This window comes from Burkholderia sp. LA-2-3-30-S1-D2 (assembly GCF_001523915.2).
In the GTDB taxonomy this organism is placed as follows: Bacteria; Pseudomonadota; Gammaproteobacteria; order Burkholderiales; family Burkholderiaceae; genus Burkholderia; species Burkholderia diffusa.
This window is the reverse complement of sequence record NZ_CP013384.1, coordinates 804,117-828,841: the sequence shown is the minus strand read 5'-3', so window position 1 is coordinate 828,841 and position 24,725 is coordinate 804,117. Positions and strand designations below refer to the sequence as shown.

At 66.2% G+C, this 24,725-nt stretch carries 20 protein-coding genes; 9 read left to right on the top strand and 11 right to left on the bottom strand.

What is annotated here, in order from left to right; all coding sequences use genetic code 11:
* Nucleotides 1-38: 38 nt before the first annotated feature.
* From WS66_RS16475 to clpS, 4 genes are all read right to left on the bottom strand, one after another.
* Entirely contained in the window at nucleotides 39-809 is a 771-nt protein-coding gene (locus WS66_RS16475) for a COG4705 family protein (protein ID WP_059603974.1), read from the bottom strand.
* A 157-nt stretch (nucleotides 810-966) separates the two neighbouring features.
* Nucleotides 967-2,346 (bottom strand): amino acid permease, encoded by a 1,380-nt coding sequence (locus WS66_RS16470; RefSeq protein ID WP_059604009.1) that lies wholly within the window; start codon nucleotides 2,344-2,346, stop codon nucleotides 967-969.
* 103 nt (nucleotides 2,347-2,449) lie between these two features.
* A complete protein-coding gene (clpA, locus tag WS66_RS16465; protein WP_059527738.1) occupies nucleotides 2,450-4,750 on the bottom strand; it encodes an ATP-dependent Clp protease ATP-binding subunit ClpA in 2,301 nt (766 codons plus the stop codon).
* Nucleotides 4,747-5,061, bottom strand: a complete 315-nt coding sequence (gene clpS, locus WS66_RS16460; RefSeq protein WP_006398529.1) for an ATP-dependent Clp protease adapter ClpS — start codon at nucleotides 5,059-5,061, stop codon at nucleotides 4,747-4,749. The genes clpA and clpS overlap by 4 nt, the downstream gene beginning before the upstream one ends.
* A 547-nt stretch (nucleotides 5,062-5,608) precedes the next feature.
* Here clpS and WS66_RS16450 point away from each other — a divergent pair.
* Nucleotides 5,609-5,812, top strand: coding sequence for a cold-shock protein (locus WS66_RS16450; protein WP_004196460.1), 204 nt, complete (start codon nucleotides 5,609-5,611; stop codon nucleotides 5,810-5,812).
* A 179-nt stretch (nucleotides 5,813-5,991) separates the two neighbouring features.
* On the opposite strand, the gene WS66_RS16445 is transcribed toward WS66_RS16450, so the two are convergent.
* The gene (locus tag WS66_RS16445; protein ID WP_059604012.1) at nucleotides 5,992-7,590 is read right to left on the bottom strand and encodes a multicopper oxidase family protein; all 1,599 of its coding nucleotides are present in this window, start codon (nucleotides 7,588-7,590) and stop codon (nucleotides 5,992-5,994) included.
* A 697-nt stretch (nucleotides 7,591-8,287) separates the two neighbouring features.
* Here WS66_RS16445 and WS66_RS16440 point away from each other — a divergent pair.
* A complete protein-coding gene (locus tag WS66_RS16440) occupies nucleotides 8,288-8,512 on the top strand; it encodes a hypothetical protein (RefSeq protein WP_006490888.1) in 225 nt (74 codons plus the stop codon).
* Nucleotides 8,513-8,629: 117 nt separating this feature from the next.
* On the opposite strand, the gene WS66_RS16435 is transcribed toward WS66_RS16440, so the two are convergent.
* Together WS66_RS16435 and icd are read right to left on the bottom strand one after the other, a co-directional pair.
* The gene (locus tag WS66_RS16435) at nucleotides 8,630-10,858 is read right to left on the bottom strand and encodes an NADP-dependent isocitrate dehydrogenase (RefSeq protein WP_059603977.1); all 2,229 of its coding nucleotides are present in this window, start codon (nucleotides 10,856-10,858) and stop codon (nucleotides 8,630-8,632) included.
* Between the two features lie 280 nt (nucleotides 10,859-11,138).
* The gene (icd, locus tag WS66_RS16430; RefSeq protein ID WP_059603980.1) at nucleotides 11,139-12,395 is read right to left on the bottom strand and encodes an NADP-dependent isocitrate dehydrogenase; all 1,257 of its coding nucleotides are present in this window, start codon (nucleotides 12,393-12,395) and stop codon (nucleotides 11,139-11,141) included.
* A 274-nt stretch (nucleotides 12,396-12,669) separates the two neighbouring features.
* Here icd and WS66_RS16420 point away from each other — a divergent pair, with 274 nt between their 5' ends.
* From WS66_RS16420 to WS66_RS16400, 5 genes are all read left to right on the top strand, one after another.
* Entirely contained in the window at nucleotides 12,670-13,248 is a 579-nt protein-coding gene (locus WS66_RS16420; protein WP_059527744.1) for a pseudouridine synthase, read from the top strand.
* 281 nt (nucleotides 13,249-13,529) lie between these two features.
* The gene (locus WS66_RS16415; protein ID WP_072465376.1) at nucleotides 13,530-13,742 is read left to right on the top strand and encodes a hypothetical protein; all 213 of its coding nucleotides are present in this window, start codon (nucleotides 13,530-13,532) and stop codon (nucleotides 13,740-13,742) included.
* A gap of 156 nt (nucleotides 13,743-13,898) precedes the next feature.
* Nucleotides 13,899-14,399 carry a DUF192 domain-containing protein gene (locus tag WS66_RS16410; RefSeq protein ID WP_059465624.1) on the top strand — a complete coding sequence of 167 codons (501 nt, stop codon included), beginning with the start codon at nucleotides 13,899-13,901 and terminating at the stop codon, nucleotides 14,397-14,399.
* A 227-nt stretch (nucleotides 14,400-14,626) separates the two neighbouring features.
* Nucleotides 14,627-16,738, top strand: coding sequence for an elongation factor G (gene fusA, locus WS66_RS16405; RefSeq protein ID WP_059603982.1), 2,112 nt, complete (start codon nucleotides 14,627-14,629; stop codon nucleotides 16,736-16,738).
* Nucleotides 16,739-16,921: 183 nt separating this feature from the next.
* Nucleotides 16,922-17,932, top strand: coding sequence for a HoxN/HupN/NixA family nickel/cobalt transporter (locus WS66_RS16400; protein WP_059603987.1), 1,011 nt, complete (start codon nucleotides 16,922-16,924; stop codon nucleotides 17,930-17,932).
* 686 nt (nucleotides 17,933-18,618) lie between these two features.
* Here the strand turns inward: WS66_RS16400 and WS66_RS34880 are convergent.
* Nucleotides 18,619-19,668, bottom strand: a complete 1,050-nt coding sequence (locus WS66_RS34880; protein ID WP_179955258.1) for a hypothetical protein — start codon at nucleotides 19,666-19,668, stop codon at nucleotides 18,619-18,621.
* 35 nt (nucleotides 19,669-19,703) lie between these two features.
* Entirely contained in the window at nucleotides 19,704-20,549 is an 846-nt protein-coding gene (locus tag WS66_RS16380; protein ID WP_059608012.1) for an aldo/keto reductase, read from the bottom strand.
* A 168-nt stretch (nucleotides 20,550-20,717) separates the two neighbouring features.
* On the opposite strand from WS66_RS16380, the gene WS66_RS16375 reads away from it, so the two are divergent.
* Entirely contained in the window at nucleotides 20,718-21,464 is a 747-nt protein-coding gene (locus WS66_RS16375; protein WP_059528318.1) for a GntR family transcriptional regulator, read from the top strand.
* Nucleotides 21,465-21,485: 21 nt separating this feature from the next.
* On the opposite strand, the gene WS66_RS16370 is transcribed toward WS66_RS16375, so the two are convergent.
* Complete coding sequence (locus tag WS66_RS16370; protein WP_059608011.1) at nucleotides 21,486-22,877, bottom strand: CoA transferase; 1,392 nt, start codon at nucleotides 22,875-22,877, stop codon at nucleotides 21,486-21,488.
* Nucleotides 22,878-23,016: 139 nt separating this feature from the next.
* Here WS66_RS16370 and WS66_RS16365 point away from each other — a divergent pair, with 139 nt between their 5' ends.
* A complete protein-coding gene (locus WS66_RS16365; RefSeq protein WP_059608010.1) occupies nucleotides 23,017-24,249 on the top strand; it encodes a citrate/2-methylcitrate synthase in 1,233 nt (410 codons plus the stop codon).
* Here the strand turns inward: WS66_RS16365 and WS66_RS16360 are convergent.
* Nucleotides 24,222-24,545 (bottom strand): DUF2917 domain-containing protein, encoded by a 324-nt coding sequence (locus WS66_RS16360; protein ID WP_059608009.1) that lies wholly within the window; start codon nucleotides 24,543-24,545, stop codon nucleotides 24,222-24,224. The genes WS66_RS16365 and WS66_RS16360 overlap by 28 nt on opposite strands.
* Nucleotides 24,546-24,725: the final 180 nt, after the last annotated feature.

The window sequence follows — 24,725 nt, the reverse complement described above, 5'->3', positions numbered from 1 at the left end:
AAGGGGCCTCGCGGCCCCTTTCCTTTTTCCGTTACCGCTCACCGATCGGCCGTCTGCGCGACCCGTGCGGGCACAAGCTCGCGTCGCCGCGCCTGCGCGATGCTTGCATAGATCACCATCGCGACGAGCACGCCGAGCAGCACCGCCGACGATCCGACCGTACCGAGCGCGAGTCCGCCCTTGGCAACCGGTTTCGTCAACAGGTCGCCTACCGTGGCCCCAAACGGCCGCGTGAGTACGAATGCGGCCCAGAACAGCAGCACGCCTGAAATGCGCGTGAAATAGTGGGCCAGAACGATCAGCGTGAGCAGCCCGCCGATCAGCAGCGCGCCGCCGCCGAAGCCGAGGCCCGAACTGTCCGCGAGAAAATCGCCGAGCGCCGTGCCGAGCGTGTTCGAGAACAGGATCGCGATCCAGTACAGCAGTTCGACCTTGCGCGTGCGGATCAGATCGACCGACAGCGATTCGCCGCTCAGGCGCCACACCGCGAAGATTGCCAGCAGGATCGCGACGAGAATCGACGAGCCGGCCGCATAGCCGAGGCCGAGTGTCCGATCCATGAAATCGGACATCGTCGTGCCGGCGGTGCTCGTCGCGACGATCACGGCCCAGTAGATCGCCGGGCGATACTGCGTCGTTCTGAGCTGTGCGCCCAGCGTCGCGAGAAAGAAACCGAACAGCAGGATCGAGCTCACCGCATAGCCGACGTTCAGCGTCATCGACAGCAAGTCGCCGCCGGTCTCGCCAAGCGTCGTCGCGCAGATCTTCATGATCCAGAACGCGAGCGTGATTTCAGGAAGTTTGTTCATTCGAACCCCTTTTTGCAGGAAAGCGGCGAGCCGGCGCGTGCCGGCCCGCGTTGCAGACAGGATCGAATGCTAGTCTCCGCCGGCTTAACGAAACCTTAGCGAACGCGAAGAACGGTATGGCCGGCGAGCGCGGCCGTGGGCGGCCGCGCGGGCACCGTCAGCGTGCGTGTTCGTGCCGGTAGTGCAGCGCATACGCGAGCGTCAGCAGCACGACGAACACGACGCCGACCACCATCGTCATCCGGAATTCGCGCGTGAACGCGGTCGTCAGCAGGATCGCGCCGACGAGCCCGGCGCCGAGCAGGCTGCCGAACGGGTGCCCCCACATCCGGAACGGGAGCGTCGGGCCGCGATATTGCGCGCGAAAACGCAGGTGCGTGACGAAGATCATCAGCCACGTGAACAGCGCGCCGAACATCGCGATCGCCATCATCACGGTAAACGCGGTATCCGGCGACAGCGCGACCAGCACGGCCGCGACCACGACGCCGCTGGTCGAGATCCACAGCGCCGCACGCGGCACGCCGTTGTTGCCGAGCCGGCCGAACACGGCCGGCGCGAGCCGCGCGCGCGACAGGCTGAACATCATCCGCGTCGTCACGTAGAGCTGGCTGTTCATCGCCGACAGCGCCGCGATCAGCAGCACGAAGTTGATTACGCCGGCCGCATACGGCACGTGCGTCGCGGCCATCACCTTCACGAACGGGCTCTCGTCGGTGCCGGCCTGCGTCCATGGCACGATCGCGAGCATCAGCGCGAGCGTGAGCAGGTAGAACAGCACGAGGCGGAATACCGTCGAGCGGAACGCGCGCGTGACCGCGTGCTGCGGATCGCGCGCCTCGCCGGCCGCGATCGCGACCGCCTCGATGCTCATGTAGCTGAAGATCGCGACGATCACCGCGACCCAGGTGCCCCACGGCCCCTTCGGCATGAAGCCGCCGTGCGCGGTGTAGTTCGCGAAGCCGATGCCCGATGCGGTCGGCGCCGACCACACGAAATAAGCGCCGAGCACGATGAACACGACGATCGCCGCGATCTTCAGCAGCGAGAACGCATATTCGACCGAGCCGTACAGCGTGACGCTCGCGAGATTCACCGCGATCAGCAGCGCGGAGAAGCCGATCACCCAGTACCAGCCGGGCACGGCCGGGAACCAGTACTTCATGAAGACGGCGATCGCGCTGATTTCGGTGCCGATCGCGAACACGACCGCGAACCAGTACGCATAGCGCACGAGAAAGCCCGCGAGCGGGCCGACGTAGTGCTCGGCGTACGCGCCGAACGAGCCGGCCGTCGGATGCGCGACCGTCATTTCCGCGAGCGCGCCCATCAACAGCAGCGCGATCAGCGCGCCGATCGCGTACGAAACCAGCACGCTCGGGCCCGCGAGCCCGATCGCGAACCCGCTGCCGAGGAACAGCCCCGTGCCGATCGCGCCGCCGATCGCGATCATCGCCATCTGCCCCGACGTCAGCGCATGGCGCAACCCTTGTTCGCGCGCGACGATGTTGTCGAACGACCGTTGTTGTTGTGTCACCGCGTTACCACTCCCCTGCACCACCATCGCGCCGTCGGCGCCAGATAAAACGAAACGGCGCGGAAAACTTCCCGCGCCGTTCGCATGAACAACGAATTATCGCTTACTCGACTTCGACCGTCTCTTCGTTCGGCTTGTGCGGCGGATTCGCCAGCTTGTCGAACGACAGCTGCACCTTGTCGTTTTCGTCGACGTCGACCGTCACGTGACCGCCATTGACGAGCTTGCCGAACAGCAGTTCATCGGCCAGCGCACGACGGATCGTGTCCTGGATCAGCCGCTGCATCGGCCGCGCGCCCATCAGCGGGTCGAAGCCGTGCTTCGCGAGATGCTTGCGCAACGCATCGGTGAAGAGCGCGTCGACCTTCTTCTCGTGCAGCTGCTCCTCGAGCTGGATCAGGAACTTGTCGACCACGCGCATGATGATTTCCTCATCGAGCGAGCGGAAGCTGATGATCGCATCCAGCCGGTTGCGGAACTCCGGCGTGAACAGGCGCTTGATGTCGGTCATCTCGTCGCCCGTTTCACGGCGCGTCGTGAAGCCGATCGTCGCCTTCTGCATCGACTCGGCGCCCGCGTTCGTCGTCATGATGATGATGACGTTGCGGAAATCCGCCTTGCGGCCGTTGTTGTCCGTCAGCGTGCCGTGGTCCATCACCTGCAGCAGCACGTTGAAGATGTCCGGATGCGCCTTCTCGATCTCGTCGAGCAGCAGCACGCAGTGCGGCTTCTTCGTGACGGCTTCGGTCAACAGGCCACCCTGGTCGAACCCGACGTAGCCCGGCGGCGCGCCGATCAGGCGGCTCACCGCGTGACGCTCCATGTATTCCGACATGTCGAAGCGGATCAGCTCGATGCCGAGCGTGAACGCAAGCTGGCGCGCCACTTCGGTCTTGCCGACGCCCGTCGGGCCGGAGAACAGGAACGCGCCGATCGGCTTGTCCATCTTGCCGAGACCGGCTCGCGCCATCTTGATCGACGCCGCGAGCGCGTCGATCGCCGGATCCTGGCCGAACACGACGCTCTTCAGGTCGCGATCGAGCGTCTGCAGCTTGCTGCGATCGTCCTGCGACACGCTCTGCGCCGGCACGCGCGCGATCTTCGAGATGATTTCCTCGATCTCGCTCTTGCCAATCGTCTTCTTCTGCTTCGACTTCGGCAGGATGCGCTGCGCGGCGCCCGCTTCGTCGATCACGTCGATCGCCTTGTCCGGCAGGTGACGGTCGGTGATGAAGCGTGCCGACAGCTCGGCCGCGGCCGACAGTGCACCCGACGAATACTTGACGCCGTGATGCTCCTCGAAGCGCGACTTCAGCCCGCGCAGGATCGCGACCGTCTGCTCGACGGTCGGCTCCGTCACGTCGACCTTCTGGAAGCGCCGCGACAGCGCCGCATCCTTTTCGAAGATGCCGCGATATTCGGTGAACGTGGTCGCGCCGATGCACTTGAGCGTGCCCGACGACAGCGCAGGCTTCAGCAGGTTCGATGCGTCGAGCGTGCCGCCCGAAGCGGCGCCCGCGCCGATCAGCGTGTGAATTTCGTCGATGAACAGGATCGCGTGCGGCCGTTCCTTCAGCTCCTTCAGCACCGTCTTCAGACGCTGCTCGAAGTCGCCGCGATACTTGGTGCCCGCGAGCAGTGCGCCCATGTCGAGCGAATACACCTGCGCGTTCGCGAGGATGTCCGGCACTTCACCGCGCGTGATGCGGTAAGCGAGCCCTTCGGCGATCGCGGTCTTGCCGACGCCGGCTTCGCCGACGAGCAGCGGATTGTTCTTGCGGCGACGGCACAGCACCTGCACGACGCGCTCGACCTCCGGCTCGCGGCCGATCAGCGGATCGATGCGGCCGTCCTTCGCCATCTGGTTCAGGTTCTGCGTGAACTGCGCGAGCGGGGTTTCCTTCTGCGCGTTCGCGTCTTCGCTTTCCGCGTTCGCGTCGGCCGACTTCGCGGCTTCGCCGCCGTTCGTCTTCGCGATGCCGTGCGAAATGAAGTTCACGACGTCCAGGCGCGTGACGCCCTGCTGCTGCAGGTAATAGACGGCGTGCGAGTCCTTCTCGCCGAAGATCGCGACCAGCACGTTCGCGCCGGTGACTTCCTTCTTGCCATTCGACGTCGACTGGACGTGCATGATCGCGCGCTGGATCACGCGCTGGAAACCGAGCGTCGGCTGGGTATCGACATCGTCGGTGCCCGGGACGGTAGGTGTGTTGTCGTGGATGAAATTGCGCAGGTTCTGACGCAAGTCCTCGATGTTGGCCGCACACGCGCGCAACACCTCGGCTGCCGTCGGATTATCCAGCAGGGCCAGCAACAGATGCTCGACCGTAATGAACTCATGGCGCGCCTGGCGTGCTTCCATGAACGCCATGTGCAGGCTGACTTCCAATTCCTGGGCAATCATGCTTCCTCCATCACGCACTGCAGCGGATGCCCGGCCTGCCGCGCATGGGTAACGACTTGCTCAACCTTGGTCGACGCGATGTCCCGCGTATAGACCCCACATACCCCTCGCCCTTCACGATGGACCTTCAGCATGATCTGCGTGGCCGTCTCGCGATCCTTCTTGAAATACTCCTGTACGACCATCACGACGAACTCCATCGGCGTGAAGTCGTCGTTCAGCAGCACCACCTTGTACATCGAAGGCGGCTTGAGCTTCTGCTGCTTGCGTTCCAGGACGGTGCTGTCCTGCTTGTCCGGGATAATCGCCATACACCCATTCTAAACAACTCGGACAGGCCCGCAATCCTGCCATTACCCGACCGACCGGCCGGCGCCCTCCCTGGTTCCCGACGACTCGCGATCGTCTTCGCACCATACGAAAGCCGGCTGCGGTGCCGGCTTTCACGCGTGGCGCGGAACACGAACCGTCAGGGGGAAACCGCACCGGACGTCGCATCCGCATCCAGTATCCCACAAGCCGGGACGACTCGATCGCGTGTCACTCGAGCCTGGTATATGAGCCGATTATGCGACTTTTCAAGTCCGCGCGCTCGGCGGCATGCTGCAAAGCAAAGCCGGAAAAACCCTGAAAATGGGTTCTTTACAACGGCCCTCTAACCGTCTAAAAATTCCGCTTGACACTCAAATAAAGAGCGCCAACAATCAAGCTGGCACTTTTTTCAACTCGTCGGTTGGCGAAATGAAAGAGGCCGAAGGTGAGCTTGTGAGGGGGGAACGGCTGTATTTTCCGGTCGTTTAGCTTTTCGAGCGTGCTCGTGGTAAGTAGCAGCGACTGTGTGACAGGGGAAGTAGGAAAATGGCAACTGGTATCGTTAAGTGGTTCAACGACGCGAAGGGCTTCGGTTTCATCACTCCCGACGAGGGCGGTGAAGATCTGTTTGCGCACTTCTCGGCCATCAACATGCAGGGCTTCAAGACCCTGAAGGAAGGCCAGAAGGTGAGCTTCGAGGTCGTTCAAGGGCCGAAGGGCAAGCAAGCGTCGAACATCCAGGCCGCGTAAAGGCACCGGATATCAGACGAAGAAACCCGGCATTGCGCCGGGTTTCTTTTTTTTCAGACCAGCCACGCGTTAATTCGATTGGCAGGCCTTTTCGTTCAATCCCGATAATTGAACATGCATTGTCTTGTTTCACGCGCAAATCGAATGCCGACATACGCGTGAAACATATTCAATACTCGTTACACGACCTTCAGCGTGCCCATCATGCCGAGATCCTCGTGTTCGAGAATATGGCAGTGAAACATACGCTCGCCGGGCATGTCCTGCATGACGAGTATCGTCACGGTCTCGCCGCTGCGCACGTTCAGGGTGTCGCGCCACGCGCGGAACGGTTCGGTCGTGCGCGTGCCGCCCGATGCGCGCTCGATCACCTGGAATTGCGTGCCGTGCAAATGGAACGGGTGATCCATGTCGGTGGCGTTGCGAATCGCCCAGCGTTCGACGTCGCCTCGGCGGCTCGTCAGCGTCGCACGGTGCGGCGCGTAGGTCGCGCCGTTGATCGTGAAGCGCATCCCGGCCGGACGACCATGCGCCGTGCTGTTCATCATCGCGTCCATGTCCATCTCTTCGCCGAACGCGACTTCCTTGTGCGCGACCGGTTCGCCGAGGGCGGGCACCGCGCGCAGCGTGGCCGGCAGCGCACGGGCGGCGGCCGGTGCGAACGTGACGTCGGCGAGCGGCAGCGCCGGATCGGGCGGCAGGCTGCCATGGCCGCCGTCGTGCGACATCGCCATCTTGCGGCGGTCGTATTCGGCCGCCTGCAGCACCGCGCGTGACGCGCGATCGCCGGCGCGCACCAGCAGTTCCGCGCGCTCGCCCGGCGCGAGCAGCAGCGACGTCACGCGGCGCGGCGCATCGAACAGCCCGCCGTCGGTGCCGACCTGCTCGAACGCGCGACCGTCGTCGAACGCAATGCGCAGATAGCGCGCGCTGCACGCGTTCCACACGCGCCAGCGCTCGTCGCCCGAGACGTCGATCCGCGGCCGGCGCGCACCGTTGACCAGCACGAACTGGCCTTCGCGGCCGTTCATCCAGTCCATCCTGTCGTTCGGCGGGATCGTGCCGTCGCGCGCGAGTTTCAGGTCGGACACAAACAGGTTGCGCTCGGGCCAGCCGGCGAGCGGATCGTCGGCGGCACGCACGACGAACGGGCCGGCCAGCCCGCGGAACACCTGCTCGGCGGTCATCATGTGCGGATGCGGGTGATACCAGTATGTGCCGGCGCTCCCCTTCGGCAGCGTGAAGCGATACACGCGCGACGCGCCCGGCGCGACGGGATCGGACGGGTTGCCGTCCTGGTCGGGCGGCACCGGCAGGCCGTGCCAGTGGATCGTCGACGGCTGCGGCAGCTTGTTCACGAAGCGGATTTCGACCGTGTCGCCCTCGCGCACGTCGATCAGCGAGCCGACCACCGGCCCTTGCGTGCCCGCGCCGAACTGCCAGAACGTCGTCGGACGCGCACCGTGCAGCATCGGACGCGCGACCGGCTGGGCGACCAGCGTCGCGCGGAACGTGCCCGGCTCGCGGCTTTCGTTCGCAAGCGTGCGCAGCGACGCGAGCGGCGCGCCGGCCGGCAGCGCATCGGCCGCCGCGAGCGCAGCCGGCGCCGGTTTCGCATGCTGCGCGTGGTCTGCCGTCCCTGACATGCCCGGCATGTCGTCCATCTGATCCATGCCTGCCATGCCCGTATGACCGGCATGCTGCGCCCAGGCGGTGCGCGCAAACAGCGATGCCGCCGCGACGCCGATGGCGTGCGACAGGAAGGTTCTCCGTATCATCAATCGCTCCTCGTTATTCATGCTGCGTCGCGCCGCCGTCGCGACACTCGCGCCGGCGGGCACGGAGAAGCGCTCGTGCGCGACGCGAATCCTGATGCCCGCGTCATCATAACCGCAGCCCCCGGCTGAGGCACGGCAGCAGCGGACGAGCGTCGATACGACACAGGGCGGCCGGTCGGACGAACAGGCCGGCTTGCGATCATCGAGCGTTTTCGAGCGTCGCCGGGTGCTGCGGCACCTCGCCGCATTCATCGCAATTGGAGCCGACCGCCGGCCTTCGCCGACCGCTTTCGCCACGCCCGGTCGAGACAGTTCGCCCCTGCCGCTCATCCCGCGATCGGCATGCCGCGCGCCACCCACGCATGAACCCGCCAATTTTTCACGATGCGGAACAAGTCACTGCGTTATAAAAATTCGTGGTGCATGGCACAAATTCGCTGTTTCGCGATGCCAAAAACCGTTCCACAATCCAAAATGAACGCAATAAGCCACTGTTTTTGCGAGAGATTTTTTGTTTCGAGAAGGCGCTCTACGCGCACCATCGGGCGCCGCCCCGGACGTAGACTTTGTTCCATGCACTGACGCTTCGCCACGACGGTCGATATGGACCCCGGCGCAAGCAGCCAGTCGGGCCACAGCCGGACGAGCCGGCGGGCGGCACAACAGAATCGCTTGTGATCAGAAAGGGAGAACGGAAATGAAGGGATTTCGCTTTGGTTCAGCGCTCGGGTCGTTCTATATCCTGCCGGGTAACGGCGGCTGGGAAGCGACGTTCGGCAACGCCCTGCTCGGCGCGTTCTCGTGCCCGGAAGTGGCGGCCGACCACATCTCCCGCGGCGACTGCGAGCAACTGTCCGAACTGGATACGGCCACGCTCGAAGTGCCGCACGAAATCGCCGAGTGGGAAATCGTTCACGTCTGAATGGCACGCCGGCAACGAAAAACGCCCCGGGTGACCGGGGCGTTTTCGTGTTCGGCGGAACGGCGAGCCGCATCGGCCGCTGCCGTTGCCGTGGCGCGCGCGGGAGCGCGGCCTGCGTCAGGCGACTGCGTCGACGATGCCGTTCAGCGTTGCGCTCGGGCGCATCGCCCGGCTCGTCAGCTCGACGTTCGGACGGTAGTAGCCGCCGATCGCCTGCGCGGTGCCCTGCGCGGCCGACAGTTCTTCCAGGATGCGCGCTTCGCTGTCGGACAGCGACTTCGCGACGCCTTCGAACTGCGCCTTCAGCGCGGCATCCTCGGTCTGCTCGGCCAGCGCCTGCGCCCAGTAAAGGCACAGATAGAAGTGGCTGCCGCGGTTGTCGAGGCCGCCGACCTTGCGCGCCGGCGATTTGTTCTCGTCCAGGAACTTGCCGGTCGCCTGGTCGAGCGTCTTCGCGAGCACGAGCGCCTTCGGGTTCTGGTACGCGTTGCCGAGGTGTTCGAGCGACGCGGCCAGCGCGAGGAATTCGCCGAGCGAATCCCAGCGCAGGAAGCCTTCCTCGACGAACTGCTGCACGTGCTTCGGTGCCGAGCCGCCCGCGCCCGTTTCGAACATCCCGCCGCCGGCCATCAACGGCACGATGGACAGCATCTTCGCGCTGGTGCCGAGTTCCATGATCGGGAACAGGTCGGTCAGGTAGTCGCGCAGCACGTTGCCCGTGACCGAGATCGTGTCCTTGCCCGCGCGGATGCGCTCGAGCGAGAAACGCGTCGCGTCTTCCGGCGTCATGATGCGGATGTCGAGGCCGTTCGTGTCGTGATCCTTCAGGTAGCGTTCGACCTTCGCGATGATCTGCGCGTCGTGCGCACGTGCCGGATCGAGCCAGAATACGGCCGGCACGCCGGTCGCGCGGGCGCGGTTCACCGCGAGCTTGACCCAGTCCTGCACCGGAGCGTCCTTCGTCTGGCACATGCGCCAGATGTCGCCCGACTCGACCGCGTGCTCGAGCAGCACGTTGCCGGCTTCGTCCGTGACGCGCACGACGCCGTCGGCCGGGATCTGGAACGTCTTGTCATGCGAACCGTATTCCTCGGCCGCCTGCGCCATCAGGCCGACGTTCGGCACGCTGCCCATCGTGACCGGGTCGAATGCGCCGTGCTGCTTGCAGTCCTCGATCACGGCCTGATAGACACCCGCGTAGCAGCGGTCCGGAATCACGGCCTTCGCGTCGTACAGTTCGCCGTCCGGGCCCCACATGCAGCCCGACTCGCGGATCATCGCCGGCATCGATGCATCGACGATCACGTCGCTCGGCACGTGCAGGTTCGTGATGCCCTTGTCCGAGTTGACCATCGCGAGGCGCGGACGCACTGCGTATTCGGCCTTGACGTCGGCTTCGATCGCTTCGCGCGTGTCGGCCGGCAGGTCCTTCAGGCGCGCGTACAGGTCGCCGATGCCGTTGTTCGGGTTGAAGCCGACCTGCGCCAGCACCTCCGCGTGCTTCGCGAGCACGTCGCGGTAGAACACCGACACGAAGTGACCGAACAGGACCGGGTCCGAGACCTTCATCATGGTCGCCTTCAGGTGCACCGAAAACAGCACGTCCTGCGCCTTCGCGTCGGCGATCTGCGCTTCGATGAAGCTGCGCAGCGCCTTGCGGCTCATCACCGATGCATCGATGACTTCACCGGCCTTCACGACCGTCTTTTCCTTCAGCACCTTCTTCACGCCGTCGGCCGTCGTGAGTTCGATCTTCACGCTGCCGGCATCGGCGATCAGCGCCGACTTCTCGCTGCCGTAGAAGTCGCCTTCGCTCATGTGCGCGACGTGCGCCTTCGACGTGGCCTTCCATGCGCCCATCTTGTGCGGGTGCTTGCGTGCGTAGTTCTTGACCGACAGCGGCGCGCGACGGTCGGAGTTGCCTTCGCGCAGCACCGGGTTCACCGCGCTGCCCTTGATCTTGTCGTAGCGGGCCTTGACGGCCTTCTCTTCGTCGGTCGACGGCTCTTCCGGGTACGCCGGCAGCTTGTAGCCCTGCGCCTGCAGTTCGGCGATCGCGGCCTTGAGCTGCGGCACCGATGCGCTGATGTTCGGCAGCTTGATGATGTTCGCTTCCGGCTTCAGCGTGAGCTGGCCCAGTTCGGCCAGATCGTCGGAACCCTTCTGCTCCGGCGGCAGGACGTCGGCGAATGCCGCGATGATGCGACCGGCGAGCGAGATGTCGCGCGTTTCGACGGCGACGCCCGACGAGCGCGTGAAGGCCTTGACGATCGGCAGCAGCGAATAGGTCGCGAGCGCCGGCGCTTCGTCGGTGAGGGTGTAGATGATCTTGGGCGAAGTGGACATGGTCGATGCGTTGCTACGTGAAAATTTGGGACTGAGGGGCGCCGACGGTAATCGGCGGGGAGCGACCGGGTCGATCGCGAAAGGGGCGTGCCGGCTAGCCGGGCGGTGGTGTTGCGAGGGCCGTCATGTTCTACCTTGCAGGGCATGCGGGCCGCATCGCGGTGCCGCGGCCCGCATGCCGGACCGCCCTGCCAACAAACCTGCCGTTCATGAAACGCCCCGGCGCCGGCAGTAGGCGCCGGGGCTGCCGGCGGTCCGCCGGCCTGCCCCGGAAGGGGACTTACATGTTCTCGATCAGCACTTCGCCGAAGCCGGAGCACGACACCTGCGTCGCGCCTTCCATCAGGCGCGCGAAGTCGTACGTGACGCGCTTCTGCAGGATCGACTTCTCCATCGCGGCGATGATCGTGTCGGCCGCTTCCGTCCAGCCGAGGTGGCGCAGCATCATTTCCGCCGACAGGATCTCGGAACCGGGGTTCACGTAATCCTTGCCCGCGTACTTCGGCGCCGTGCCGTGGGTCGCCTCGAACATCGCGACCGAATCAGACAGGTTCGCGCCCGGCGCGATCCCGATGCCGCCGACCTGAGCGGCCAGCGCGTCGGAGATGTAGTCGCCGTTCAGGTTCAGCGTCGCGATCACGTCGTATTCGGCCGGACGCAGCAGGATCTGCTGCAGGAACGCGTCGGCGATCGAATCCTTGATGACGATCTCGTTGCCCGTCTTCGGATTCTTCACGCGCATCCACGGGCCGCCGTCGATCAGCTCGCCGCCGAACTCCTTCTGCGCGAGCGCATAGCCGGCGTCACGGAACAAGCCTTCCGTGAACTTCATGATGTTGCCCTTGTGCACCAGCGTGACCGACTTGCGATCGTTGTCGATCGCATACTGGATCGCCTTGCGCACGAGACGCTCGGTGCCTTCGGTCGACACGGGCTTGACGCCGATCCCCGAGGTTTCCGGGAAGCGGATCTTCTTCACGCCCATTTCTTCCTGCAGGAACTTGATGACCTTCTTCGCCTGCTCGGAGCCCGCGGCCCATTCGATGCCCGCGTAGATGTCTTCCGAGTTCTCGCGGAAGATCACCATGTCGATCTTTTGCGGCTCGCGCACCGGCGACGGCACGCCCTTGAAATACTGGACCGGGCGCAGGCACACGTAGAGGTCGAGTTCCTGGCGCAGCGCGACGTTCAGCGAACGGATGCCGCCGCCGACCGGGGTCGTCAGCGGCCCCTTGATCGACACCACGTATTCCTTCAGCACCTGCAGCGTTTCGTCCGGCAGCCACACGTCCGGACCGTACACCTTCGTCGCCTTCTCGCCCGCGAAGATCTCCATCCAGTGGATCTTGCGCTTGCTCTTGTAGGCATGCGCGATCGCCGCATTGACGACCTTGATCATCACCGGCGTGATATCGAAGCCCGTACCGTCGCCTTCGATATAGGGAATGATCGGCTGATCGGAAACATTGAGCGAGAAGTCCTTGTTGACGGTGATCTTGTCACCGCCCTCCGGAACCTTGATGTGCTGATACGGCATGATCGACTCCAGTGACGTGGCTGAGCAGGTGATGCTGGTCGAAACTGCGCGCGCGGCGAGGTGGCCCTGCCACCCTCGTGACGGCAACAGCGAGCGCTATTCTAGCGCCCCAACCGGGGCCGGCGGCACGAAGCGCGACGCTGCGTATCAAGTCTTCCCTTATGTCTTATATAAGACAGAGGACTTGCCGTTCCGTATTATGCATTAAGATTCCGCCATTTGCCATAGACCGCCCGTCCCGCTTCCGCCGCGGCACGCCGGGCGGACGCCCGCCATGACCCTGATCGCCCTCAACAAGCCGTTCGGCACGATTTGCCAGTTCTCCGCGCACGAGACGCGGCCGTCGCTCGGCGACTGGGTAAAAGCACCCGGCGTCTACCCGGCCGGCCGGCTCGACGCGGACAGCGAGGGCCTGCTGCTGCTCACCGACGACGGCGCGCTGCAGGCGCGCATCGCCGAACCACGCCACAAGCTCGTCAAGCGTTACTGGGCGCAGGTCGACGGTGCGCCGGGCCCGGCCGACCTGAAGGCGCTCGCGCGCGGCGTCGATCTCGGCGACTACGTGACGCGCCCGTGCCGCGCCGAATTCATCGAACCGCCGGACACGCTGTGGCCGCGCAATCCGCCGATCCGCTATCGCGCCGCGATCCCGACCACGTGGATCGAACTTGCGATCACCGAAGGCAAGAATCGGCAGGTGCGGCGGATGACTGCCGCTATCGGCTTCCCGACGTTGCGTCTCGTGCGCGTCGGCATCGGCGCGCTCGACATATTCGCGCTCGGCATTGCACCGGGCGAAACAATCGCGCTCCCACCGCGTGCCCCGTGGGACGGTTTCGCACGCGCCGAATGACACATTCCGGACGCGCGAATTTTTCGTCATCTTTTTCGTCAACCGCCTGCGAAGATCGCGCGTTAAACCACGCAGATGCCAACCTTAGCTATCCGGCATTGGCAGCCGAACCCGTGTTTGCGTCACGAAAGCGACGTTTTTATCGAATACGATTCGGCGCCCGCAGCGCAATGAGAAATTTCTCGAAGCGTCTGTCAACCGAAAGGTGGATGGCACCGTTAGACGACATGACTCCTATTGCCGGGTCATTTGGTTAATTAACTAAAGCTGAGGAACACAACATGAACAAACTGATCGCCGCTCTGGTCGCTGGCCTCTTCGCAACGGCTGCTTTCGCACAAGCTTCGGCTCCGGAAGCTGCTTCGGCTGCTGCCCCGGCAGCTGCTTCGGCACCGGCAAAGCACGCTGCCAAGAAGCACCACGCAAAGAAGAAGCACCACGCAGCTAAGAAGGCAGCTAGCGAAGCCGAAGCACCGGCAGCTGCTTCGAACTAAGCAAGCTGTAATAACGCAGTCAAGAACACGCAGTCTTGCCGTTCTTACGGCGTTGAAAGGCAGATCACCGCGAGGCGATCTGCCTTTTTCTTTTTTGTGCCCGCCGGCGCGCTTCGCGTACCATGCGGGTCTCGTTTTCCCGATAGGAGCCCTGCTGTGCGATTCTCCCTGCGCTCGTCGCTCGGCCGCCTTGCGCGCGCCGCCGTGTTTCCCGCCGCGCTCGCCGTCCTCGCGCTCGGCATGCAGACCGCCCACGCGCAGATGCCGCCCGGCGCCAAGCAGCCGAGCGAGTTCCCGCGCGCGAAGCTGCGCGCCGGCATGTACGTGATCGACGCGGCCGTCGCCGCGAACGACGCCGACCGCGAACAGGGGCTGATGTACCGGTCGCAGCTCGCACCGAACGAAGGCATGCTGTTCGTGTTCAACGAGAACGCCGTGCACTGCTTCTGGATGAAGAACACGCTGATCCCGCTGTCGATCGCGTTCATCCGCGCGGACGGCACGATCACCGACATCGACGAAATGAAGGCCGAGACGACCGACAACCACTGCCCGCGCAACAACGGCGTCTATGCGCTCGAAATGAGCAAGGGCTGGTTCGCGGCGAAGGGCATCAAGCCGGGCATGAAGCTCGAAGGCCTGCCCAAGGCCCAGTAACGGCCATTGCCGCGGCGCCGCCGCACGTCGACCGAAGCCGGCCGCCCATCATTCGTTGTTGGGCGCCGGTTTTTTTTCGCCGGCCGCTGGCGACGCGCGCCTTGATTCGGCCAATGCTGCCCGCATCTGCAAAAGCCTCGGACAAGCGCTATGCTTTAAATCTCGCTTGTTTCAGCCCGGGCCGGTGCAGCCGGCCCGCTTACGATCCGAACCACCAGGAGGTTCACGTGCCCCGCAAAACCCCCATCGAGCGCTATCGCAATATCGGGATCAGCGCTCACATCGATGCCGGCAAGACCACGACGACCGAGCGCATCCTGTTTTACACCGGCGTGAGCCACAAGATCGGCGAAGTGCACGACGGCGCGGCCACGATGGACTGGATGGAGCAGGAGCAGGAACGCGGCATCACGATCACGTCGGCCGCGACCACGGCCTTCTGGAAGGGCATGGCCGGCAACTATCCGGAGCACCGGATCAACATCATCGACACCCCCGGGCACGTCGACTTCACGATCGAGGTCGAGCGCTCGATGCGCGTGCTCGACGGTGCGTGCATGGTCTACGACTCGGTCGGCGGCGTGCAGCCGCAATCCGAAACCGTGTGGCGCCAGGCGAACAAGTACAAGGTGCCGCGCATCGCGTTCGTCAACAAGATGGACCGCGTCGGCGCGGACTTCTTCCGCGTGCAGCGCCAGATCGGCGAGCGCCTGAAGGGCGTCGCCGTGCCGATCCAGATTCCGATCGGCGCGGAAGATCATTTCCAGGGTGTCGTCGATCTCGTGAAGATGAAGGCGATCGTATGGGACGACGAAAGCCAGGGCGTGAAGTTCACGTACGAGGAGATCCCGGCGAATCTCGTCGAGCTCGCGCACGAATGGCGCGAGAAGATGGTCGAAGCCGCCGCGGAAGCCAGCGAGGAACTGCTCGAGAAGTACCTGCACGACCATAAATCGCTGACCGAGGATGAGATCAAGGCCGCGCTGCGCCAGCGCACGATCGCGAACGAGATCGTGCCGATGCTGTGCGGCAGCGCGTTCAAGAACAAGGGCGTGCAGGCGATGCTCGATGCGGTGATCGACTACCTGCCGTCGCCGGTCGACGTGCCCGCGATCCTCGGTCACGACTTCCACGATCCCGAGAAGCCGGCGGAACGTCACCCGAGCGACGACGAGCCGTTCTCGTCGCTCGCGTTCAAGATCATGACCGACCCGTTCGTCGGCCAGTTGATCTTCTTCCGTGTGTATTCGGGCGTCGTCGAATCGGGCGACACGGTGCTGAACGCGACGAAGGACAAGAAGGAGCGGCTCGGCCGGATCCTGCAGATGCACGCGAACGAGCGCAAGGAAATCAAGGAAGTGCGCGCGGGCGACATCGCGGCGGCGGTCGGCCTGAAGGAAGCGACGACGGGCGACACGCTGTGCGATCCGGCCAAGCCGATCATCCTCGAGAAGATGGAATTCCCGGAGCCGGTGATCTCGCAGGCCGTCGAGCCGAAGACGAAGGCCGACCAGGAAAAGATGGGCCTCGCGCTGAACCGTCTCGCGCAGGAAGATCCGTCGTTCCGCGTGCAGACCGACGAGGAATCCGGCCAGACGATCATCTCGGGGATGGGTGAGCTGCACCTCGAAATCCTGGTCGACCGGATGAAGCGCGAGTTCGGCGTCGAGGCGACGGTCGGCAAGCCGCAGGTCGCGTATCGCGAAACGGTGCGCACGACGGCTTCCGATGTCGAAGGCAAGTTCGTCAAGCAGTCGGGCGGGCGCGGCCAGTACGGGCATGCGGTGATCACGCTGGAGCCGAACCCCGGCAAGGGCTACGAGTTCCTCGACGAGATCAAGGGCGGCGTGATTCCGCGCGAATTCATCCCGGCCGTGGACAAGGGCATCATCGAAACGCTCAAGAGCGGCGTGCTCGCGGGCTACCCGGTCGTCGACGTGAAGGTGCACCTGACGTTCGGCTCGTACCACGACGTCGACTCGAACGAAAACGCGTTCCGGATGGCCGGTTCGATGGCGTTCAAGGAAGCGATGCGTCGCGCGAAGCCGGTGCTGCTCGAGCCGATGATGGCGGTCGAGGTCGAGACGCCGGAGGATTTCATGGGCAACGTGATGGGCGACCTGTCGAGCCGGCGCGGCATCGTGCAGGGGATGGAGGACATCGCGGGCGGCGGCGGCAAGCTGGTGCGCGCCGAAGTGCCGCTCGCCGAGATGTTCGGCTATTCGACGTCGCTGCGCTCGGCGACGCAAGGTCGTGCGACGTACACGATGGAGTTCAAGCATTACGCTGAAACGCCGGCGAACGTGTCGGAAGGCGTGATCAACGCGAAAGTGAAGTAAGCGCGGGGTGCGCGCCCAGCTGCGCGCAGACCTCAGGCCCGTCCGGTTCCGGACGGGCTTTTTTTCATCCGTCCAGCGCAGCACGGCGGATGGCCGACGCCCCGACGCCGCTTTTGATCGGCACGCCAGGCCATTTTTGCGCATGCCACAATACATCGCGATTCGTCCGATGGAACCACCCCGATGCCGCCCACCCCTGCCCTGCGCCGCCTGTTGATGCTGTATGCCGGCCTGATCGCCGCGAACGTCGCCGTCTGGCTGTGGGCGCTCGCGGTGCTGCACGACCGTCCGCTGCTGCTCGGCACCGCGGCGATCGCGTACGGGCTCGGGCTGCGTCATGCGGTCGACGCCGATCACATCGCCGCGATCGACGTCGCGACGCGCAAGCTGATGCAGGACGGCCAGCGTCCGGTGACGGTCGGCCTGTTCTTCTCGCTCGGCCACTCGACGATCGTGGTCGTCGCGACGCTCGGCATCGCGCTGAGCGCGTTCGCGCTGCGCGACCGCTTCGACGCATTCCGCGAAATCGGAGGCACGATCGGCACGGCGGTATCAGCAACCTTCCTGCTCGTGCTCGCGTGCATGAACCTCGTGATCCTGCGCGACGTGTGGCGGCGCTATCGCGGCGCGCCGGACGCGGCTCACGGTGCCGCGCACGCGCATCGCGCGGGCGGCCTCGTGTCGCGGCTGCTGCGCCCGCTGTTCCGGTTCGTGTCGAAAAGCTGGCACATGTATCCGGTCGGCGTGCTGTTCGGCCTGGGTTTCGATACTGCAACAGAAATCGCGTTGCTCGCGATCACTGCCGCGCAGGCAAGCCACGCGCTACCGATCCATTCGGTCATGCTGTTTCCCGCGCTGTTCGCGGCCGGCATGACGCTGATCGACTCTACCGATAACGTGCTGATGATTCATGCGTACGGCTGGGCGATGGACGACCCGCGGCGCAAGCTGCTCTATAACGCGAGCATCACGCTGCTCTCGGCGGCCGTCGCACTGGCGGTCGGCGGGATCGAGGCCGCAGGCCTGCTCGCCGACAAGCTGTCGCTGACGGGCCCGGTCCGCGAGGCGCTCGACGCACTTGGCGCGCGCTTCGGCGCGATCGGTTACGGCATCGTCGCGCTGTTTCTCGTCGCCTGGATCGCGTCGATCCTTTGCCATCGCTGGCCGCGTGCTGCCGACACGACGGCGCGATAGGCGTAGTCAGACGTTTCATTTCGGAAACAAAACGCTCACGACGGCGTATCACACGCTGTCGCGCGATACGTGCGCGCCTCGCGCCACGGGCACGGCCGGTCGGTGGCACGAATCTCGCAGTTAGGGATTCGCACGGCGGGCCCGCGTGCCGATTCGTGTTCCCGGCTGGCTTCTGACGCCGGTCCGACACGCATCGGCCGCCGATACGACAATGCATCGTTGCTGGTCCCCTGCATCACACGTTGATGGTCGCGCGTGACGAGGCATCGCGCGCATCGGGGAGATCAATAATGAGCAGAACGAATCAACTGTCCCGTACGGCGGGATGGTGCTATCGCACGACCCTGCTGGCCGCAGCCGCGTTTGCATGCTGCTGTTCTTACGCGATTGCCCAGGATTCGATGCCCGACGTCGCGTCCGACCCGACCGCCAGCGCAGACCCCGTCATGATGCTCGCCGACGACACGGCGTCCTGTGCCGCCAGTCCGGCTGCTTGCGCGGTCCACATATATGCCGGCCGAGGCGCTGTGGGCAGCGGCGCCGGAAGCACCTCTGGCGGTAGCAGCCCAGGTAGCAGCGGCAATGGTGGAAGCGGTGGAAGCGGCACCGTCGGGCCTGCTGGCGTCGGTGGATCGACCGGGGCGACATCCGGTGGTACGAGCGGAACAGGTCGTAGCGGCGGTGCATCAGGCAACGAGGGTACCGGTGGTGGTACTTCGGGTGGCGGCACCTCGGGTGGCGGTACCTCGGGTGGCGGTACCTCGGGTGGCGGTACCTCGGGTGGCGGTACCTCGGGTGGTCATGGTGGCCACGGCGGCGGTGGCAACGGCGGTGGCAACGGCGGCGGCAACGGCGGCGGTAACGGCGGCGGTAACGGCGGCGGTAACGGCGGCGGTAACGGCGGCGGTAACGGCGGCGGTAACGGCGGCGGCAACGGCGGTCACGGTAATGGTAACGGTGGCGGCAACGGCGGTGGCAATGGCGGTGGCAATGGCGGCGGCAACGGCGGCGGCAACGGCGGTCACGGTAACGGTGGCGGCAACGGCGGTGGCAATGGCGGTCACGGTAACGGTGGCGGCAACGGCGGTGGCAACGGCGGTGGCAATGGCGGTGGCAATGGCGGCGGCAATGGCGGCGGCAATGGCGGTGGCAATGGCGGCGGCAACGGCGGCGGCAACGGCGGCGGCAACGGCGGCGGCAACGGCGGCGGCAACGGCGGCGGCAACGGCGGCGGCAACGGCGGCGGCAACGGCGGCGGCAACGGCGGTCACGGTAACGGCGGTCACGGTAACGGCGGTGGCAATGGCGGTCACGGTAACGGCGGTGGCAATGGCGGTCACGGTAACGGCGGTGGCAATGGCGGCGGCGGCGGCGGCGGCGGCAACGGCGGTCACGGTAACGGCGGTCACGGTAACGGCGGTGGCAATGGCGGTGGCAATGGCGGTCACGGTAACGGCGGTGGCAATGGCGGCGGCAACGGCGGCGGCGGCGGCAACGGCAACGGCGGTCACGGTAACGGCGGTGGCAATGGCGGCGGCAATGGCGGCGGTAACGGCGGCGGTAACGGCGGCGGTGGCAACGGCGGCAGCGGTGGCAACGGTGGCCACGGCAATGGCGGCGGCAACGGCAATGGCAACGGGAGTGGTGGCGCCGGCAACGGCGGTGCCAACGGTGTCGGCAACGGTGTCGGCAACGGAAACGGCAATGGCGGCAACGGTGGATCGGCCGGTGGCCATGGCCACTGACCGATGCATCGCCTGACCCGGCAAGGTCAGAGCATTTCGAGCGCGCGCTTGCTGCGCGGCGGACGGAAGTAGCCGTCGAGTTGCGCGCGCTCGTCATCGCTCAACTCGAGATCGAGCGCCGCGCGATTGTCGCGGACGTGTTCGATCCGCGACGCCTTCGGGATCGCGAACACACCCGGCCGAGAGAGCACCCAGGCAAGCGCGACGCGCATCACCGATACACCGCGTTGCCGCGCGATCTCGTCGAGCGGCGAACGCTTCGGCAGCCGCCCGTGATCGACCGGGCTGTAGGCCATCGCCGGCATCCGGTGCTTGGCGAGCCATGGCAGCAGGTCGAATTCCGGGCCGCGCCGCGCGATGTTGTAGAGGATCTGGTTGGTCGCGCACGCGCTGCCGCCCGCCTCGTCGACGAGTTCCGCCATGTCGGCCGTGTCGAAGTTGCTGACACCCCAATGGCGGATCTTGCCCGCGCGCCGCAGCGCCTCGAATCCCTCGACCGTCTCCTCGAGCGGCACCGAACCACGCCAGTGCAGCAGGTACAGGTCGAGACGGTCGGTACGCAAACGCTTGAGGCTCGCGTCGCACGCGGCGACGACGCCACGCCTGCTCGCATGATGCGGATACACCTTGCTGACAAGGAACACGCCGTCGCGCAGTCCGGTCAGCGCCTCGCCGACGAGCGCCTCGGTCGCGCCGTCCCCGTACATCTCGGCGGTGTCGACCAGCGTCATCCCGAGCGCGATACCCTCACGCAATGCGGCGATCTCGTCCGCGCGACGCGCGGGCCGCTCGCCCATTTCCCAAGTGCCCAGGCCGAGCTTCGGAATCGTCTCGCCGTCCGGCAGGACGACCGTGGCGATCGTGTCTGTCATGCGCTCCTCGCTGCGGATTGGTGGCCGCGCACCCGCGGCCGTAGCATCGAATACGACGCATCAGTGTAGTCAATCGGCGCGGCGTCCACCTGCTGCACGGCAAAAACCGGATATAACGGCGCCGCATGATGACTTAGAATGGCCGGCAATCTGATCGATACCCATTCCATGAAGGCACCCACGGACGACCGCTGGCAAGACCTGCGCCCCGACCCCGAGAACGATACGCCGCTCTACCTGCAGCTCGCCCGCAAGCTCGGCGACGCGATCCACGACAATCGCTGGGCGGCCGGCGAGGCGCTGCCGTCCGAACGCGTGCTGTCCGAAGCGCTCGGCGTGTCGCGCATCACCGCGCGCAAGGCGATCGCGCTGCTCGTCGAGCAGGGCTTGATCCGCCGCACGCAAGGCGCCGGCAACTTCATCCAGCCGCGCTACGAGGATCCGCTGTCGCGGCTGTCGAGCTTCAGCGAGATGCTCGAGCGCCGTGGCTTCAAGCCGAGCTCGCAGTGGCTCGAACGCGAGATTCAGCCGGCGAACCGGGACGAAGTCATCCAGCTCGGCCTGTCGCCGGCCGCATCGGTTACACGGCTGAAACGCCTGCGCCTCGCCGACGGCATCGTGATGGCCGTCGAGAACTCGACGTTCCCCGCCACGCTGATTCCCGATCCGCAGGCGATCGGCGGTTCGCTGTACAGCTATCTCGAAGCACGCGGCACGCCCATCGTGCGCGCGCTGCAGCATTTCCGCGCGGTCAACGCGACCGACGAGATCGCGCAGCAGATGGGCATCGCGCCGCACGACGCGCTGCTGCTGATCACGCGAATCGGCTATACGGCCGACCAGCGCGCGATCGAGCTCACCGATACCTACTGCCGCAACGACTACTACGACTTCGTCGTCGAGCTGCGCAAGTAATGCGCACGGTGCCGCCGGCGCTCATTGCCAGCGCGCTTCGTCCGTGCCGAGCGGCACGGGCGGCCGCGTGAATCGCGGCGAGGTCGTCGACAGACGTTCGGCCGGACGCACGGCATCGATCATGCCGAACGGCGAAGCGGTCCGGTCGATCCGGTCGCGCACGTCGTCGAACGTGAAATCCGGCGCATGCAGGCCGTCCGGCACCGTGCCGAACGATTGCAGCCAGCGTCCCGTCTGCGCGAGCGACAGCCGCACGTGCCAGCTCCCCCCTTCCGTTGCACGGCGCGCGAGCGCGATCATCGCGCCGAACGCCGCGAGATAACCGGTCGCATGATCGAGCGCCTGGCACGGCAGATGACGCGGGCCGTCCGCGTGCGCGGCATGCTGCTCGCGCCAGGCGATACCGCTCGCCGACTGCACGAGGCTGTCAAAGCCGCGCCGCATCGACCACGGCCCCGCATGCCCGTATGCGGACACCGACACGCACACGATGCCGGGCCGCAATTCCGCCAGCGCCTGCGGCGAGAACCCGCGCGCCGCGAGCGCGCCGGGGCGATAGGCCTGCAGGAATACATCGGCGTCGCGTGCAAGCTCGCGCAGCGTGGCAACGCCGGCCGCCTCGCACAGGTCGATCCACGTCGAGCGCTTGCCGCGCCCGTTGTCGATCACGAGCGATGCGATGTTCGGCAGGTGCGGACCGTTGACGAGCAGCGTCTGTGCACCGTGCGATGCCAGCGTGCGGCCCGCGACCGGCCCCGCGATGATGCGCGTGAGATCGAGCACGCGCACGCCCGCGAGCGGCTGGTCGGGCTCGCCGCGGCCGATCGCCTCGACGGGCGCGTCGCCGATCCGCTCGATCTCGAACAACGGCAGCGACGCGAGTGCGCATGCCTGGTCGTGCGACGCCCATTCGTCAGGGGTTCTGATCAATGCCGCGCACAGGCCGGCCTCGGCCAGCGCGGTATCCAGCGCCGCGCCGTCCCACGTGCGGATCGCCGCCGCAACGTCGTCACGCTGCGGGCCGCAGCCGAGCACGTCGAGAATCCCGTGCAGGTGATGCGGAAAGTTCGCATGCAGCTGGATCCAGCGTCCGTCGCGCGTGTCGTAGAAACCCGTTACCGGATGGCGCGGCTCGGGCGGCAGACCGTCGTCCACGCGCAGGTAGCGTTCGCTGCGAAATGCGACGAGCGCGTCGCGCATCGACACGTCGACGCGCTGCGCCACGCCCGTGCGCAGCCGGTGGCATTCCGCCGCCGCGAGCCCGGCTGCCGCGATCGTCGCCGCGGCGAGCGTGCCGACGTGGAACGTCGACGGCAGCGTGGGGTCCTGCCCCGTCACGGCCGCGCGGGCCAGCGCGCCGGGTTCGCCGCGTGCAAGTTGCCACAAGCGGGACAATGCGAGTTCGGGTGTCATGGTGAAAGCGAGCCGTTGAGGAGACGGATTCGAGTCTAGAATTCGCGACGGGCGCGATCAATCTTGATTGCGCGAATCAATACATAACGAATAGTTGTAGCCGGGCCGCGCTACATGCGCCCCGACAGGAGCGATCGGCATGACGTCCCTCAGCGCGCCGGAAGCCGCCGGCATCCTTGGTGTCAGCGTGAGCACCCTTTACGCGTATGTGAGCCGCGGCCTGCTGCGCTCGCTGCCGGACGGCGCGAGCAAGCGCCGCCGCTACGACGCGGACGAGGTGCGCCTGCTCGCGCGCCGCCGCGCCGATGCAAAACGCGCGGGCGGCGTCGCCGAACGCTCGCTCGACTGGGGCGTGCCCGTGCTCGAATCACGGATCACGCAGATCGCCGGCGGCCGCCTGCACTATCGCGGCGCCGATGCGATCGCGCTCGCGAACGACGCGACACTCGAGGAAACGGCCGCACGACTGTGGGATTGTCCGCCCGCGCGGCTCGGCGCGGCATCGCTTGCGTCGACCGGTTTCGACGCCACGCAGTGGGACGACTGGGCTCGCCGCTGGGCACATCTCGCGCCGCTCGAGCGCACGCTGGTGCTGCTCCCCGCCGCAGCCGCCTCGCTGCCGCGCCTGTGGGCGCAAGGGCGCGACGCGCAGCTCGACTCGGCCACGCTGCTGCTGCGCGTGACGACGGCCGCGCTGGCCGGCATCGCGCCGAGCGACGCGCCCGTGCATCGGCAGCTCGCCGCAGCATGGCGGCTCCGGCGACGCGACGAAGCCGACCTGCTGCGCCGCGCCCTCGTGCTGTGCGCCGATCATGAACTGAACCCGTCGACCTTTGCGGTGCGCTGCATCGCGTCGACCGGCACCCACCTGTTCGGTGCGATCGCGGGCGGGCTCGCAGCGCTGTCGGGCCCGCGCCACGGCGGCGAGACGTTCCGCGCGGGCGCGCTGCTCGACGAAGCGGCGCGTGCCGCCGACCTCGACCGCTACCTCGCGCTGCGCGTCGCGCACGACGAACGGGCAGACGGTGCGCGCACCGCGCTGTCCGGTTTCGCGCACCCGCTCTATCCCGACGGCGATCCGCGCGCCCGCGCGTTGCTCGACGCGCTGCACGCGATGCTGCCCGACCGGACGCCGCTACGCATGGCCCGTGGGCTCGCCGCGCGCGTCGAGGCGGCGACCGGCCTGCGACCGGCGATCGATTTCGCGCTCGCGGTGCTGGAACGCTCGCTTGCGCTACCCGAGGGCGCCGCGTTCACGCTGTTCGCGGCCGGCCGCACCGCGGGCTGGATCGCACACGCGCTCGAACAATATGCGGACGGCAAGCTGATCCGGCCCCGCGCGCGCTACGTCGGCAGCGACGCGGCTGCCTGACCACGGCCGCCGCGCCATGCGGCGAACCGTCGCCACGCGATCGGCGCGGCCTGCAGGTCCGGCGCCGCCTTCGGGCCGAACGCGAACACCGCACCGCCCGCCGCCGCGCTGATCCATACGCGCATACCGGGCAGCAGCGCCAGCGTCTCGCCGGCGCGCAGCCAGTGATCGTCGGGCCGGCCCTCGATCGTCACCCACAGGTCGCCGTCCGCGACCTGCAGCGCGGTGCGATCGACGATGCGCCACCGCCCGGCCGGCTCGTCGCCGTCCATCTCGTAGAGTCGCAGTTCTCGCATGGCCGCCTCCGGGTCGCGTGGGTTCGAGGACACCAGTATTTCGGACAGCGTCGCCCCCCGGACAGATACGCCCGCAGACACTTTCGGCTGAACTGTACCGGTCGGCTGACGGACGGGCGTCCGGCGCACCCGCGCCGATCCTGCGCGCCACGGCGGCTTTGCCTACAATGGCGGCTGTCC